Here is a 15789-nt window from a genome sequence, read left to right on the forward strand (position 1 = left end):
GTGTCGGCGGAGGTCAGATCCGCAGGCTGGTGCCCACCGGTCCGAGCCCCGGCCCCAGCCCCTTGGCCTTCGCCTTCGGCATGACCCGCTGGATCTCCTCCCGCAGGTCCTTGATCGCGGCGTAGTCGGCGTACTGGCCGGTGAGCCGGTACATCTCCCGCAGCCGGTCCCAGGTGCGATGGGAGGAGTTCTCCTTGATGGACACCAGCGCCAGCCGGGCGTAGCGGTCGGCCTGTTCGGGGTCGTTGCCGATGAAGCAGGCGGAGGCGAGCGAGAGGTAGTCGAAGATCTGCGAACGCTGCCGGCCGTCGTCGCGCAGCCGCAGCGCCTGTTTGGCGTGCGCCTGGGCGACCTTCGCGGCCCTGGGGTCGTGCTCGGCCAGCGTACGGAAGGCCAGCGCCTGCATACCGTGCAGGTCCGCCTCGTCGAACATCTGCATCCAGCTCGGCGGCGGCACATCGCCCCGGTCGGAGACGAACAGCTCCTCCGCCCGGCCCAGGGTGCGGCGCATGGCCTGGCCCTGGCCCTTGCTCGCCTGGGCCCACGCCTCGATGGTGTAGAGCATCGCGCGGGTCCGGGGCAGGGTCTCGCCGCCGGAGCCGGACTTGGCCAGTTTCATCAGGTCCAGGGCGTCGTCGGGACGGCCCAGGTGCACCATCTGGCGCGCCGCCCGGGAGAGCGCCTCGCCCGCGCGCGGCCGGTCGCCGCCCTCGCGCGCCGCGTGGGCGGCGATGACGAAGTACTTCTGGGCGGTGGGCTCCAGCCCCACGTCGTGGGACATCCAGCCCGCCAGGACGGCGAGGTTGGCCGCCACCCCCCACAGCCTGCGCTGGAGGTGCTCCGGGTGGCGGTAGGCGAGCATGCCGCCCACCTCGTTGAGCTGGCCCACCACGGCCTTGCGCTGCAGTCCGCCGCCGCGGGCCGCGTCCCAGGCGCGGAAGACCTCGACCGAGCGCTCCAGGGCGTCGATCTCCTGCGACCCCACGGGGGCCGCCTCGTAGCGGTCGAATCCGATCTGATCGAAGGTGTTGTCGGCGAACGGGTCATCGAATCGGGGGGCGTCGGCTGCCAGCGCCGGGTCGGTGTGCAGCCAGTCGTGCATGGCGCTGCTGAGTGCGGAGCCCGCGGCGAGCGCCGCGCCCGCGCCCACCAGGCCGCGTCGGTTGAGCATGAGGTCCATTCCCGTGAATTCCGTGAGGACCGCCGCCGTTCGCTCGGGCGGCCACGGGAGACCGTCCGCGGCCTGTTTCCTCCCCGCGCGCCCGGAACGACCGAACCCGAGGTCCTCGATGGTTACGACACGGCCGAGACGCTCGGTGAACAGGGCGGCGAGCACCTTGGGCACCGGGTCGCGCGGGGTCTCCCCCGTGTCGATCCAGCGCCGGACCCGCGAGGTGTCGGTCGCCAGCTGCGGATGCCCCATGGCGGCCGCCTGCCGGTTGACCAGTCTCGCCAGCTCGCCCTTGGACCAGCCGGCCAGGCCGAAAAGATCCGCGAGACGGGTGTTCGGCTCCCTGTCCACGTCAAGCCCCCAGGTTCCTCGACTGACTTGACAGTAACGGGCCGTCCCGGACGCTTGCGAGCATTCGCCAGGGTTCGCCAGGGTCCGCCAGATGGTCTGCCACCCGCGCCCGCGTGTTCTGTTAGGAGAGCAGCCCCCGGCCCGGTGTCGGTACCGCATTCCCCAGGGTGCGGACACCGGAATCGGGGCCTTCGGGCCCCGTTCGTCGGGCCGGGAGCGGCACTGCAACTCGTCGGCGCACGAAGGGATCTGTCTCACCCATGTACGCAGCATCGTCCGCCGTGAGCGCCCCGAACCGGCCGTACCGCCCGCAGCCTCCGGGAAGCGGACCGTATCTCGACCCTTCCCAGTCTCCGGGGGCGGTCTCCGGCCTCAGCGGCGGCCGCAACCGGCGGGTGCAAGGGGGAGGTGCCCAACCGCTCAGCGGGAGACTCGACTTGTCCGGCCCCCAGGGCGCCCAGCTGCGCGCCGCGGTCGCCTCCGTGCACCGCATCTGTCCCGAGTTCCATCCGGTCCAGGTGCTGCGCCGGAGCGGCAAGTCCGTCCTCCTGGTGGGCACCACCGGCCGCACGACCGCGGTCGCCAAGTGTTTACTGGATCACTCCCCCGCGTGGGCCGAGCGGTTCCGGCACGAAATAGCTGCTTATCGGGCCTTCGTACGCCACCGTCCGCCGGTGCGCGTACCGAGGCTCGTCGCGGCGGATCCCGACAACTGCACCCTGGTCGTCGAGCGGATGCCCGGCCGGGTCGCCTCCCTTCAACGGCATCCGACCGAAGCGCCACCGCGCGCGGACGTCCGGGCCGCGCTCGGCGCGATCTGCCGGGTCAACCTCTGGCGGCCGCCGGCCGGGATGTTCGACGCGCCGCTGGACTACGCGGGCCGCATCGGGCGCTTCCACGACCTCGGCCTGCTGACCGACCGGGACCTGGGCGACCTCCAGAAGCTGCTGCACGGCCTGGCCCACACCCAGGGGCAGTTCTGTCACGGCGACGCGCTGCTGAACAACGTCCTGCTCTCCCCCGCCGGCCCGGTGCTGCTCGACTGGGACCACGCCGGCTGGTACCTGCCGGGCTACGACCTCGCGACGCTGTGGTCGGTGCTCGGTGACGCCCCCGTGGCGCGCCGTCAGATCAGCCAGCTCGCGCAGGCCGCCGGACCGGCCGCGCGGGACGCCTTCCTGGTCAATCTGATGCTGGTGCTGACCCGCGAAATACGGCGTTACGAGACCGCCGTACAGCGCACCATGCGCGAGCCCACGCCGACCGGCACGCCGGGGCCGGGACACCCCGGTGCGCTCGCGGCGGGCGAGGAGCAGCGGCTGCTGCTGCGCCGGCTGCACGACGACTGCCAGATGGCGCGGCGTGCGGTACGGGCGGCGGTCGGCACCCGCTGATCTGCCAAGGGGGGTATGTGAGCGGCACGCCGTACGAGGCGTGCCGCTCACGTGTGTCCGGGGGCCGGAAGACCATGGCGGCACCCCGCTCTCGTACGGGGTTGCGGAAGGCGTGCTGACATACGAAACCCTTGGGGCGCACGGTGATTGACGGATCGTCGGCCAGGCGATAGCTGTAGGAATCACGTTCCGCGCACGGCCGTATGCACACCATCCGCCAGACGCCCCGGCTCGTTCCGGTCGGCCACAGGAGGCTGCGTTGCGAGGATCCGACGAGAAGAGAACCCCCCGTTCCAGAGCGCGCAGGGCCGCCACCGCCGTCGCGGCGGCGGCCTTGCTGCTGCCCCTGGTCTCCGCCGCGCCGTCCGGCACCGCCGGGCAGCCCCGCGCCACGGCGGCGCTGCCCGCCGCCGACGCCCTCCAGCAGGCGTTCGCCGACGCCGCCGCGCGGTACGGCGTCCCGCAGTCCGTACTGCTGGGCGTCGCGTACATGGAGTCGCGCTGGGACGGGCACGACGGCGCGCCCAGCGTGTCCGGCGGCTACGGCCCGATGCACCTGACCGACGCCCGGACGGCACTGGCCGAACGGCCGCACCACGGTGACGGCGACGAGGACCCGCGCGGCGACGACTCCCGTGCCCGCAAGCGGGTCCGCGCGCAGCTTCCGACGGCCACCGAGGTGCCCGCCCGGCTGCGCACCCTGGAGCGGGCGGCGCGGCTGACCGGGCTGCCCGCCGAGCGGCTGCGGCGGGACGCGGCGGCGAACATCCGCGGCGGCGCGGCGCTGCTGGCCGACGCGCAGCGCCGTCTCGGCGTGCGCTCCGCCGACCCGGCCCGGTGGTACGGAGCCGTCGCCCGCTATTCGGGTGCCGACGACGCCCGGACGGCGGCGGGCTTCGCCGACGACGTGTACGACGTCCTGCGGCGGGGCCAGTCCCGTACGACCGGTTCGGGCCAGCGGGTGACGCTGGGCGCCGCGCCGGGGCTGGCGGCGGACCGGGCGCAGCTCGGGCGGCTGGGGCTGCGGTCCGCCGCGGCGCCGGCGGGCGGGTCCCGCCTGGAGTGCCCGCGTACGGTCTCCTGTGTGTCCGTCCCCGCGCCGTACGAGGAGTTCGGCGACGGCGACTACGGCAACCACGACAAGGCGGACCGCCCGCGGGACCAGCGGATCGACGCCATCGTCATCCATGACACCGAGGGGTCGTGGGAGACGACGCTCAAGCTCATCAAGGACCCGACGTATGTGTCCTGGCACTACACGATCCGGTCCGCCGACGGGCTGATCGCCCAGCACGTGCCGACGAAGGACGTCGCCTGGCACGCGGGGAACTGGTACGTCAACGCGCACTCCGTGGGCATCGAGCACGAAGGTTTCCTCGCGGCTCCGGACGCCTGGTACACCGAGGCGATGTACCGGGCCTCGGCGCGGCTGGTGCGCTATCTGGCGCACCGGTACGACCTGCCGCTGGACCGGCAGCACATCATCGGCCACGACAACGTGCCGGGCACGACGCCCGCCACGATCAAGGGCATGCACACCGACCCGGGCCCGTACTGGGACTGGGCGCACTACTTCCGGCTGCTGGGCCAGCCGTTCGTCCCCACGGCGGGCCCCGGGGGCGGCCTGGTCACCGTCCGGCCCGACTACGACCGGCACCGGCCGGTCTACACCGACTGCGTCAAGCCCGGCCAGCCGTGCGCGCCGCACGGCTCGACCGCGGTGCGGCTGTACACGGAGCCGAGCGAGAGCGCGCCGCTGGTCAAGGACATCGGGCTGCGGCCGGACGGCAGCCCCTCGACGACCGGCGTGAACGACACCGGCGCCCGCGCCACCACCGGCCAGCGGTACGCGGTCGCCGAGCGCCGGGGCGAGTGGACCGCCATCTGGTACCTCGGCCAGAAGGCGTGGTTCCACAACCCGGCGGAGCGGCCCACCGCCGTCGACGCGAAGGGGCTGGTGATCACGCCGAAGGCGGGCCGGGCGGACATCCCCGTCTACGGCCGGGCGTATCCGGAGCAGGCGGCCTATCCGGCGGGCGTGCCCGTACAGGCCGTCACCCCGCTTCCGTACAAGCTGCTGTCCGGCCAGCGCTACACGGTCGGCAACCGGGTCCACGGCGAGTACTTCTACGCCCCGACGTACGACCTCTCCCGGCACGCGGTCGTACGCGGCAAGGACGTCTACTACGAGATCCAGGTGGGGCACCGGGTGGGCTACGTACGGGCGGCGGACGTCGACGTACGGCCTTCGGGCAAGTAGCGCGCGGGCGGCGCCGTGCCCGGTGGACGGCCGGGTACGGCGCTCGGCCGGTGCGCGCTCCCGGCCGGGCCGCCCTCAGGACAGGGCGGTGTACTTCGCGAAGGCTTCCCGGCAGTCGGGGACGAAGTCCCACTGCCGCATGGCCTCCCGGAGGGCGGGCGCGGGCAGCCAGGTGTGCCAGGCGATCTCCGCCGGGTCCGGTACCACGTCGTCCTCGATGACGGCTTCGTGCACGCCGAGCCAGTACGGGCTGATCGCTCCACGGCACAGGAACCTGACGGCGGGCCGGACCGCGGCTCGTACGCCGAGTTCTTCCGCCAGTTCCCGGGCGGCGGCGTCCTCGTACGATTCCCCCGCGTTCACCGCGCCGCCGATCAGCCAGTTGTATCGGCCCGGGAACCGCGAGACGTCCGCCGGCCGCCGGTGGACCAGTATCCGGCCCGCCCGGTCATGGCAGACGACGGTCGCCACCCGGTGGAGCCACCCTTCGCGGATGGCCTGCCCTCGGTCGACGACGCCCACCACCCGGTCCCGCTCGTCCACCCGGTCCACCGGCTCGCCCGTCGCGTCCGCGCTGCCGGGAGCCCGGTACGCGGGAGCGTGCACGCGCGGCTCAGCCCTGATGGAACATCTCCGCGGGCAGCGGCTTCAGGAGGGCGTACAGGTCGTCGGTGATCGGCCGGTCCCAGCTGGCGATGGTGACCAGCACGCCGTCGCTGCGGTCGAACTGCGCGCAGGAGATCCGGCCCTCCGAGCACTTGACGCGCTTGACGATCAGCAGGTTGTCGTCGTGCATGACCGGGGTGTCCTCGGTCTCGACGACGGTGACCGGCTCGTCGTTGCCGAGCGCCGCGAGCAGCTGCGCCACCTCGAACGGCACCTGGTCGTCGGCCAGGTCACGCGCCGGGGAGCCCTCCGGGAGGTTGCCGATGATCATCGCGGGGCCGCGGCCGCCGAACAGGTCGTAGCGCAGGAAGACCCCCTGGCAGCTGCCGTCGGGAGCGGGCAGCAGCCCCGCTCCGAGATTGCCGGGCCAGTCCCCGGGGTCCATGGCGAGGACGTCGAAGTCAGGCCCGGCGGGCGTGGCTGCGCTGCGGCGGCGGAGGAAGGACATACCGCCATCGTACGTGGCCGCCGACGGCCCGCGGGCCCGGCGTCAACGCAGCGGCGGCCCGTCCGGCACGGTGGCGGCGGCGGACGTCTCCAGCAGCCGCGGCAGGCCCGCGTAGTCCGTGCCCATCTTGCGGCAGACGCTGGACAGCAGGCGGGTCACGACCGTCTCCGGGGTGGCCAGCTCCTCGGCGATACGGCTGGTGGCCCAGCCCAGCGCGAGCCGTTCGGCGGCCGCCCTCTCCTGGGCGGTGAGTACCTCGGTACCGGTGCTGTGGAGCTGGAGCGGGCGCAGTCCGGCCGCGGACAGCTCGTCGCGGGCGCGTTCCGCGAGGCCGTCGGCTCCGCAGTGGACCGCGCCCTCCAGCCCGCGGTAGAGGCGTTCGGCGGCGTCCTGGGGCAGTCCGGCACGGCGCAGCGCCGCTCCGTGGTCGACCAGGGCCTCGGCCAGCGCGTATCCGGCGGGTGAGTGCTCCAGCTCCCGTACGGCTTCGGCGAGCAGCTTGAGGGCCCGGCCGCCGCCGATCACGGTGGCGGCGCAGTGCAGGGCCTCGCCGACCGCCGTCGCGGTGCCGAACCTGCGGGCCCGCCGTACGCCTTCCTCGGCCAGCTCGACGGCGCGCGGGCTGTCGGTGAGCGCCGTGGCACGGGCGAGGTGCAGCTGCCAGGGGCACCAGGCGGGGTTGCGCATACCGCGGGCCTCCAGCCGCCTGCCGACCGCCTTGAGGTGGTGTTCGGCGTGCCGGTGCAGTCCGCGGGCCAGCAGCAGTTCGCTGTAGACGGTGCGGGAGTCGGGATAGACGACGGCGTTGGGCACGACATCGCCGTAGCTGAAGTGGTCGGCGAGCTCCTGGGCGTCCTGGACGCGGCCGCGGGCGAGCAGGATCTCGACGAGGATGCCGATGGCGTACCACTGGGCGGGCACCGCGCCGCCGACGCGCTCGGCGATCCGCAGTCCCTCGCGGACCAGGGTCTCGGCCTCGGCCAGCGCGCCGCGGCGGTAGCGGATGTAGCCGAGCAGGGCGTGGCCGAAGGCGAGGTGGGCGCCGCGCCAGCCCTTGCGTTCGCACTCGGCCATGCCCCGGGTGAACAGTTCCTCGGCGCGGCCGGGCTGGTCGCAGTACATGAACGTCATGGCGACGGCGACCGGGACCTCGAACCCGCGGTTGTCCTCGGTCCAGCTCAGCCCGCCGACCAGGGCCGCCTCGGCGTAGCGCAGGGCGGTGGCGGCGGGTTCGCCGAGCACCACGCAGTCCCAGGCGCGCAGGCCGAGGATGTAGCGCTCGGCGAGGCCGTCGCCGGTGAGGTCGTCGGCGAGCTGGGTCAGCCTGCGGGAACGGGCCGCGGAGTCCGGCTCGTCGGCGCGGAAGGCGCTCCAGACGAAGTTCTCGGCCTGCATCCGCAGCCGGGTGTCGGGGAGGCTGGTGCGGCGGGCCTCGTCGGCGGCGAGCGCCGCGGCCTCGGCGACCTTGTCGGTGTGGGCGAGTGCCTGGGCGAGCCGGTAGATGATGGCTTCGCGCAGCTCGGGGTCGACGTCCGGTTCCTCCAGTGCCTCGCGCAGGTAGTTGACGGTGACCTCGGGAGCGGAGAGGAAGGTGGCGGCGCCCACTTCGAACAGGACGGCGGCGCGGTTCTCGGGCGAGGGCGGCTCCCGCAGGGCGCGGGCCAGGAAGCGGCGGGCGGCGTCGGGGGCGCCGGCCCGTACGTACTCGCGGGCGGCCTGGCGCAGCCGGAGGACGACCCAGTCGTCCCCCTGGCAGGGCACCTCCAGCAGGTGCCGCGCGGCGACCGTCGGGCCCAGTCCGGCTTCCACGACCGCTTCGGCGGCCATGTTGTGCATGCCGACGCGCAGCGCGGCCGGGATCGCCCGGTGGACGGCGGTGGCGATCAGCGGGTGGGCGAACTGCAGGACGCCGTCCGGGGCCTCGTCCCGGGCCAGGATGCGCGCCTCGCGCAGCTGGGCGACGGCCTCCACCGCCGATCCGGAGTCCAGCGCGGCGACGCCGGCGGTGATGTCGGACGTGGCCGAGGTGCCCAGTACGGCGACGGCCCAGGCGAGCCGGACGGCGGCGCCGCCGAGCCGGTCCAGCCGGTCGGTCAGGCCCTTCCCCTTGACCGCCGAGGCGAGTTCGCGCAGGGCGGGCAGGTCGGCCCGGACGCCCTTGAGGCCGCGTTCGCGGAGTCCGGCGGCGAGTTCCACCGCTTCGAAGGGGTTGCCGTCGGTGACCGCCCAGCATTCGGTGCAGAACTTGTCCTCGGCCGTCTCGCCGACCGCGTCGCGGATGATGTGGGCGACCGCGTCGCAGGTGAGCGGGGTGAGGACGAAGGGGCGGGTGGCGTGGCGTTCGGCGAGTTTGCGGAAGGGGGCCGCGTCGCGCGGCAGTTCCTCGGGCCGGTAGGCGACCACCACGAGCATGGGCAGGTTCTCGGCCCGTGGCGCGAACGCGGTGAGCCAGCTCAGGGACTCCTGGTCGGCCCAGTGCGCGTCGTCCAGGACCAGCACGGTGGGCGCCTGCTGCACGGCCAGGCGGGTCACCAGCCAGTCGAGGCCGTCGCGGACGCCGGTCGGGTCGGGCACGCTGGTTCCCGCGTCGGCCACGAGGCCGATGGCCGGGGCGACGATGTCGTACCAGCTGCCCAGGACGGTGCGGGAGGCGGACTCGTCGTACATGGCCAGGACGGGCTGCACGAGCTGGCGTACGACGTGGAAGGCCATGCCGTGTTCCTGCTCGCCGCCGCGCGCGGAGAGCACGGTGCAGCCGTGGGCCGCGGCGCGGGCGCGGACCTCGGCGAGCAGCGCGGTCTTGCCCATTCCGGCCGGTGCGGCGAAGGAGAGCAGGCCGCCGCGCTGAACGGTGGCGGGCCCGCCACCAGGCCCGCAGAGCCGGTCCAACGCCGATTCCAGGGCTTCGAGTTCGGCGTTCCGTTCGAGCAGGGCACGCCGTGCGTTGCGCACCTGCTCCCATCCGTTGGCCATGGCTGAATCCGTTCGCCGCGTTGGGTGCTCCCGCCCGCCGCGAGTGCGGGCCCGTCCGGCCGCACTCTGCCTGCGATAGCGCAGAGCGTACGCCCATATGGACCCGCGGTAACCAGGACGAGTGACATGCTGCGCACCGGCGGCAGGGCCGTGCTATAAACGCCCGCGCGTAGCCGTTCCGGCCTGTGTGCGACACCTGTAAGCAGCCACTCTTACGGGTGAAACGGTTGTGCGCGGGGGCAGTTGCGCCGCCCGGTGCGCGGTTCAGCCGGGTACCGGCGCGAGCGCCCCCTCGGTGCGCAGCCGGGCCAGGAGGTTGCGGGCGGCCCGCTCCCCGGAACACACACTGCTGTTGGTGGTGGAGTGGCCCAGGATGTCGCCGCCGGCGAGCTGGACGCGGCCGCGTGCGTCGAATCCGGCCGCGAAGCGGGCGATGGCGCGGTAGTCCCCCGGCCGCCGGCCGATCAGGCACGGCGAGACGCGCCAGATGTGCGTCATGGTGGTGTGACGTTCCAGCTCGGGCAGGACGCCCAGCCGCCGGACACCCGCCAGGACGTGGTCCACCACCTTGTCGTCCCCCAGGTCCCAGTTGCGGTCCGACCACGCGCCGCGCAGGTGCGTCATGACCAGCCCGGTCCCGGGCGGTACGCGCTGCGGGGAGAGGTTGTGCTCCAGCACGAACGCGCAGAGGTCCGGGTGTTCGACGCGGGACGCCTGCACCAGCATCGCCCGCTCCGCCGTCGGGCGGTCCAGCCCGAAGGCGACGTGGATGCTGCGGGCGTACGGCGCGTCGTCCAGGAACTCACGCTGGTCGGCCGTGAGTTGCCCGTACAGCTGGGGTACCTGCGGCGGTGGTACGGCCAGGACGCAAGCGGCGGCGGTCTCCAGGTGCTCCGCCTCGCCCGGCCGGTGCCAGGTGACCGCCACCTCGTCCCCGCGGTCCTCGACCGAGGTGACCCGGGCCCGGTATTCGACGGTGAGCTGCCGGGCCAGCCCCTTGGGCAGGAAGCCGACGCCTTCCTTGGAGGTGAAGAAGCCGCCGCCGCACAGGATGACGTCGATGAAGACGAACGGCATCGCGGCGGAGACCGCTTCCGGCTCGCCCAGGCACAGACCCGATACGAGCGGGTCGAGCAGGTACTCCAGCGTCTCGGGCCGCAGCCCGCGGCGGGTGGCGTACTGGGCGACGGACTCGAAGTCGGCCGCGGCCATCGGGGACATGTCGTGCGGGGTCAGCCTGGGCCGTACCCGGCGGTAGTCGCGCAGCAGCCTGGCGACGTCGCCGAGCGGGAAGCTGGTCAGCAGTCCGCCGGTGGCGAGCTGCCGGCGGGAGCCGAGGCGGACGCGGTCGACGCGGCCGCCGCGGACCAGGCCGAACAGGTCGCCGCCCGGCACGACCTCGTCGGCCAGCCCGGCCGCGGCGATCAGGCGTATCAGTTCGCGGTAGCTGTGGATGAGGATGGTCGCCGCCCGGTTGACGGCGAATCCGGAGACGTCGACGGTGGCCATCCGGCCGCCGACCGCTTCCGGTCCGGCGCTCTCCAGGACGACGGTCTCGCATCCGGCCTGCTGGAGCCGGAAGGCCGCGGACAGGCCGGCGATGCCGCCGCCCACCACGACGACACGGGGCTTTGCACTCACAGCGGTTCACCCTTCCTGCCGGTGCCCGGCCGCGCCCGCCGGGGCGTCGGCACGGGTACCGGAACGTTGTGACAAGGCCGAAAGGTCCGAGGGGGCCGCCGGGGTCGGGCCGGCCCCCGTGGACCGCGGAGCCGGGGGGGCGTCCCCCGGGCCTCACACCGCGGGGCTCAGCTGGTCCCACCACCATGCGACCGGGCGCAGCGGCAGCGGTTCGAGACTCCCATCACTGGGCGAGTCCGCCCAGACGCCGAACGCGGGCGCCGGATCGGGGGCGGCGCTCGGGTCGGACCGGTAACGCGGGGACACGGCGCTGTAGTCCAGGTTGCCCCGGATGAAATGGTCCAGCTGTCCGAGGTAGCAGTGCACCTCGGAAGTGGCCCGTGCGGCGGTCTGGTCCCGCAGGGTGACGTAGAGGCACATCAGGCGGTCGTGCAGCGCGGCCGCCCTGATCATGGCTTCCTGGGGCGGCACGCGCAGTTCGTGCTCCAGGACGCCGACGAGGTTGGACTCCAGGGACTGCTCCTTGACCTCGCGGTGGTACGAGTAGACGTCGTTGGCGAAGGTCACCAGCGCCGAAGCGATCTGCGTCAGGGCTCGTATTCGCGGTACCTCGGCCACCTCGTTGGGCAGCGAGGTGCCCTCCGCCATCTCGATGACGGCGATGGACGCCCGGGTGCCGCGGTCCCGGGGCCCGATGACGAGGTACTCCTCCAGGCTCGGTACGGTCCCCGCGGCACGCTGGCCCATGCCGACGCACGCGGCGAGAAACCATTCGGCAACGCCGTCGACCCACCGTCGTACGACCGTGCCGGAGGCATGGCGCCGGTAGCGGTGCGAGACCTCGCCGAAGGCCGCGGTGTAGGGATCGGCCTCCGGGCCGTCGGTGGTCTCGGGGTGGTCGGCTCCGTGGATCACCTGGACGGCCATCGGGAGGAAACGTTCCGGGTTCCGGCTGAAGATCCCGCCGTCCAGGTAGACGTCGTCCAGCAGCAGGCCCAGGCAGGACCAGTCGGCCCCGATCTGCAGCGGGCCGGTGTCGCCGTCGGGCGCGATCCGGCACGCCCACTCGGCGGTGCGGTTGGCCAGGACCTGTGCGTGGTGGAAGTCGTTGTCGCAGAACCCGAATTGCGCCATCCAGTCCACCACCCGCTGTTCGATGCCGGCGGTCTCGTGGTGCGGCGCCGCCGGTATGGGGCAGAACAGCCGGGGGACGACGACGGCGGAGTGCGTCGCCGTCACGTCCGGGTCGCGGTCCGGACCGGTATCCGCTGCCGGGGCCGTGGCCGACCGGGCGGCGGGAAGCCCGTGTCGGGGGGCGTCGTAGCCTGTTGCCTGCATGGTTCTCTCTCCATGTTCACGGTGCTTGAGACGGCACTGCCGGCGCTGCGCCGTCCGGCCTGCTGCGGAGCTCGCAGACCATGGGCAGCGGGCCCGGGCTCAGCACGGCCGCCGGGACCGGTCGTACGGTCCTGGCGGACGGCGGGCGCAGGCGCCAGCGCGCGGCGATGGCGGCAAGGGCGAGCACGGCTTCGGTCATCGCGAAGTGGTCGCCGATGCACTTGCGGTTGCCGGCGGCGAACGGGAGCATCGCACCGCTCGGAACGCTCCCTGCGCGTTCCGGCAACCATCGGTCGGGGTCGAACCGTTGGGGGTCGGGGAAGGCCACCGGGTCCTGGTGCAGCACGTACGCGCTGTACAGGACGGTGCTTCCCGGTGCCAGCCGGTGGCCGGCCAGTGTGGTCTCGGTGGTGGTGACGCGGGTGAGGGCCCAGCCGGGCGGATACATGCGCAGGGCTTCGGTGACCACGCGCCGGGCGCGGCCGAGCCGGGGCAGGTCCGCGGGTACCGGCGGGCGGCCGGCGAGCACGGCGTCCAGTTCGGCGTGCAGCCGGCGCTCCTCCTCGGGGTGGGCCGCCAGGAGGTGGAAGGTCCAGGCGAGCGCCAGCGCGGTGGTCTCGATCCCGGCCACCAGGAAGGTCATCAGCTGGTCGTGGGCCTCTTGGTCGGTGAGCGGTTCCTTGGCGTGGGGTGCCTCCTGATGTGCGGGCGGGGCGGTGGGGCGGTCCGGTCCGCGGCCGGTCGCGCAGGCGTCCGGTGCGGGCTCGTCGTCGGTGGCCTCCAGGAGTGTGGCCAGCAGGTCGTCGTGTCCGGCGGTGCTGGCGCGGCGTTCGGCGATGATGCCGTCGATGATGTGGTGCAGCCGGGACAGGGCACGGTCGAAGCGGCGGTTGCCGCGGGTCGGCAGCTTGTAGAAGGGGCCGAGCGGGACGACCGCGCGCAGCAGGACACCGCGCATGACGGTCGCCAGGCACCCGCGTACCTCGGCCGCGACGCCCGGGGCGAGGGAGGTGGACATCAGGACGCCGGTGGTCACCCGGGCCGAGAGGTCCAGCATCGCGTCGGTGACGTCCAGGGTCCGGCCGGGCCGCCACTGCCCGACGGCGGCGCCGATCTCGTCGCTCATCACCGTGGCGTAGTCGGCGATCCGGGAGGGCCGGAAGCAGGGCTGGGCCAGCCGGCGCTGCCGTCGGTGCACGTTCTGGGGGCAGGTGACCAGGCCGTTGCCGAGCACCATGCGCATCGTGTCGTACAGCGGCCCGCCCTTGTCGTACGTACGCGGGTCCATGAGGATCTGCTGCACCAGGGCCGGGTCGCAGGCCAGCCACACGCGCTGCGGTCCGAGGCGGATCGCGACCAGGTCGCCGTGGGCGGGCAGGGCGGCGAGGAACGCGAGCGGGCGCCGCCACAGCGCGAGGGCGTGCCCCAGCAGCGGTATGCCGCCGGGCGCCGTCGCGACGGTCCAGGCGTCCGGTGCGGCGGCCGCGGGGCCGTGCGGTGCGCGTACGCCCGTCTCTCCACGTATTCCCATCGGGGACCACCTCGTTGGGCCGGTGTTCCGGGCTGCCGCGGAGCGGGGCCCGGGACGGAAGGGGACAGGTAGGTGTGACGCACCATTACCTACCCGGGCGGCCCTGCCGGTCCCATGGACATACCTTCTTGAGGGGGCGCGTCGGAGTGGGGGTCAGCTCACCGGAGCGGCATACGCTGAAACGGTACGGCGCGCGCCGGAGCCGCTCCGACGTCGGAAGTAACGTTTCGCTGCCGAGGTGGGCGCCATGGGGCGCACAACCGTTCGCGCGGGCGCGGCGGTGCGCCGGGGCCGTCTGCCCAAACGCGCCGTCCGGGGCCGTGGTGACGGGCCACGGTGTTCGGTGGTATAGGGCCCCGCTCCGGCGGGCGGCGGCCGGACCTGGCGCGCGCCCCGCCGCACCGGCGGTCCGGAAGCGAATCATCCACCTTTCCGATCACCTCCTCTTCGTACCCTCTACGTCTTCTTGAGTTCATTAGGACCGGGTACCCGTCCCTTACTGTCGGGCCCTTTCGTTCCGCATGTATGCCTGACACTCCTGTGGAACAGCCGGTACGACGACTCGGCCGCCGCTTCTTCAAGCCCGTTGGCATCTCCGACTCCCCCGCGACCGACCGGCCGAAGGCCGAGGCGGAATGCGAAAGGGAATACTTCCGCCCGGAACTCTCCGCCGATCTGCTGGACCGTCTCGGCGCGGAACTCGACCGGATCAAGGCCACTTTGTGGTCGCAGCACAGCGAAGCCGAGTACGGCACCGGGCCCCGGCGGTGCTGAGGGCGGCCCGCGCCGCCTGACAGTCCGGGCCCCGACGCCGCCGCCCAGCCCGCAGGGAAGTTGCCGTGTACGATCCCCCCACCCTCCACCTGCTGATGCCGTCCACCGCCGACGGGTACCGGATCCCCGCTCAAGTCACCTCCGAGCCCGATCTGACGGCCGCCTTCGGCCTCGCCGACGGCCCGCTCTTCCGCGACCAGCCGGCCCACGAGAGCCTGGCCGACGCCTACGACGCGTACGCCGCGGCACCGATGGTCGTCCCGGACGACCTCGACGCCGAACTGGCGCAGCTGCTGGACACCACCGAACAGCCCGTCGTGGCCGACGAGATGCCCGTGTCCGAGCGGCACAGCCACCGCAAGCCGACCTTCCTGCACACCGCCCGCGGCGGCGGGGAGGGCCGCACCCGGTCGTGGCGGCGCACCCTGAGCCTGGTCACCGTCGCCCTGACGTCGGTGATCGTGATGGCGGTCGCCCTGCTCGCCGCGGTGGCGTCCTACCCGCCGCTGCGGGCCCTGGCCGGTGAGGCCACGTCGCCGCGCATCGCGCAGCTGTGGCCGCTGCTGGTCTACGGGCCGTGGATGGCCGCCATCCTGTCCATCCTGCGGGCCCGCACCCACCGGCGCCGCACCGCCCACTCGTGGTGCGTCGTGATCTTCTTCGCGGCCGTGGCCACGGTGCTGTGCATCGCCAAGGCCCCCACCACCCCGGCGGGGATCACCGTGGCGGGGCTGCCGCCGGTCACCGTGCTGCTCTGCTTCCACCAGCTCATCCGCCAGCTCGATCCCGGGCCCACGGCGGCGCCCTCCACCCGGCACGCTTACACCAGCCGCGGCTCCCACCGCCACCGCTCCGCCCGCTGAGACCCGGCAGCCGTCCGTGGTCCCGGTGGCTCCCGCCAGGGGGTGCCGGGCGCGGCGGTCATCGGCTTTTGTTTTGCCGGTCCTTGTTCTTTCACCGCGCCGCAGCTCCGCGGAAATGACGGGAGGAAATACCGCGCTGTTTGTGGTGGCGTTGCCGAATTTCCGTGTCCGGCGGTCGGCTGATCCTTCGATCGGCCTGCCGACCGGGCACGTTCGGACTTCTCCCGGAAGTCCGGCGGTATTCGGGGCGGCGCCATCGGGGCATCCGGGCCGACGCCGGCCGCCTACGCCCCCCATGCGCCCGGCTGTCCGGAGGAAACTCCGCAGCAGAAACGTTGTTTGACCCAAGCGAGCGTATCCGGGAATTCCGTTATTCGTT

The 15789-nt window shown here is 73.2% G+C and carries 11 protein-coding genes; 4 read left to right on the forward strand and 7 right to left on the reverse strand.

Annotated features, from left to right (window positions below; genetic code table 11):
• Positions 1-13: 13 nt before the first annotated feature.
• Positions 14-1522, reverse strand: a complete 1509-nt coding sequence (locus A6A06_RS35065; RefSeq protein ID WP_073767336.1) for a DNA-binding protein NsdB — start codon at positions 1520-1522, stop codon at positions 14-16.
• Positions 1523-1782: 260 nt separating this feature from the next.
• Here A6A06_RS35065 and A6A06_RS35070 point away from each other — a divergent pair, with 260 nt between their 5' ends.
• Together A6A06_RS35070 and A6A06_RS35075 are read left to right on the forward strand one after the other, a co-directional pair.
• Complete coding sequence (locus A6A06_RS35070; RefSeq protein WP_073767338.1) at positions 1783-2916, forward strand: aminoglycoside phosphotransferase family protein; 1134 nt, start codon at positions 1783-1785, stop codon at positions 2914-2916.
• Between the two features lie 259 nt (positions 2917-3175).
• Positions 3176-5176, forward strand: a complete 2001-nt coding sequence (locus A6A06_RS35075; protein ID WP_073767340.1) for a peptidoglycan recognition protein family protein — start codon at positions 3176-3178, stop codon at positions 5174-5176.
• A 75-nt stretch (positions 5177-5251) separates the two neighbouring features.
• Here A6A06_RS35075 and A6A06_RS35080 read toward each other — a convergent pair whose 3' ends face one another.
• The 6 genes from A6A06_RS35080 to A6A06_RS35105 all read right to left on the reverse strand — a co-directional run bounded on the left by A6A06_RS35080 (position 5252) and on the right by A6A06_RS35105 (position 13773).
• A complete protein-coding gene (locus A6A06_RS35080; protein WP_073767342.1) occupies positions 5252-5782 on the reverse strand; it encodes an NUDIX hydrolase in 531 nt (176 codons plus the stop codon).
• A gap of 7 nt (positions 5783-5789) precedes the next feature.
• Positions 5790-6290, reverse strand: a complete 501-nt coding sequence (locus A6A06_RS35085; protein ID WP_073767344.1) for a hypothetical protein — start codon at positions 6288-6290, stop codon at positions 5790-5792.
• Between the two features lie 42 nt (positions 6291-6332).
• Entirely contained in the window at positions 6333-9263 is a 2931-nt protein-coding gene (locus A6A06_RS35090) for an ATP-binding protein (RefSeq protein WP_073767346.1), read from the reverse strand.
• Between the two features lie 264 nt (positions 9264-9527).
• Positions 9528-10904 (reverse strand): protoporphyrinogen/coproporphyrinogen oxidase, encoded by a 1377-nt coding sequence (locus A6A06_RS35095; protein ID WP_073767348.1) that lies wholly within the window; start codon positions 10902-10904, stop codon positions 9528-9530.
• Positions 10905-11057: 153 nt separating this feature from the next.
• On the reverse strand, positions 11058-12242 hold the full coding sequence (locus A6A06_RS35100) for a terpene synthase family protein (RefSeq protein WP_073767350.1): 1185 nt from the start codon (positions 12240-12242) through the stop codon (positions 11058-11060).
• Between the two features lie 16 nt (positions 12243-12258).
• Positions 12259-13773, reverse strand: a complete 1515-nt coding sequence (locus A6A06_RS35105) for a cytochrome P450 (RefSeq protein WP_073767352.1) — start codon at positions 13771-13773, stop codon at positions 12259-12261.
• Between the two features lie 525 nt (positions 13774-14298).
• Here A6A06_RS35105 and A6A06_RS35110 point away from each other — a divergent pair.
• On the forward strand, positions 14299-14547 hold the full coding sequence (locus A6A06_RS35110; protein WP_199931379.1) for a hypothetical protein: 249 nt from the start codon (positions 14299-14301) through the stop codon (positions 14545-14547).
• A 65-nt stretch (positions 14548-14612) separates the two neighbouring features.
• On the forward strand, positions 14613-15410 hold the full coding sequence (locus A6A06_RS35115; RefSeq protein ID WP_073767356.1) for a DUF2637 domain-containing protein: 798 nt from the start codon (positions 14613-14615) through the stop codon (positions 15408-15410).
• The last annotated feature ends 379 nt before the right edge of the window (positions 15411-15789 follow it).

It is taken from the genome of Streptomyces sp. CB02923, assembly GCF_001905005.1.
Taxonomy (GTDB): domain Bacteria; phylum Actinomycetota; class Actinomycetes; order Streptomycetales; family Streptomycetaceae; genus Streptomyces.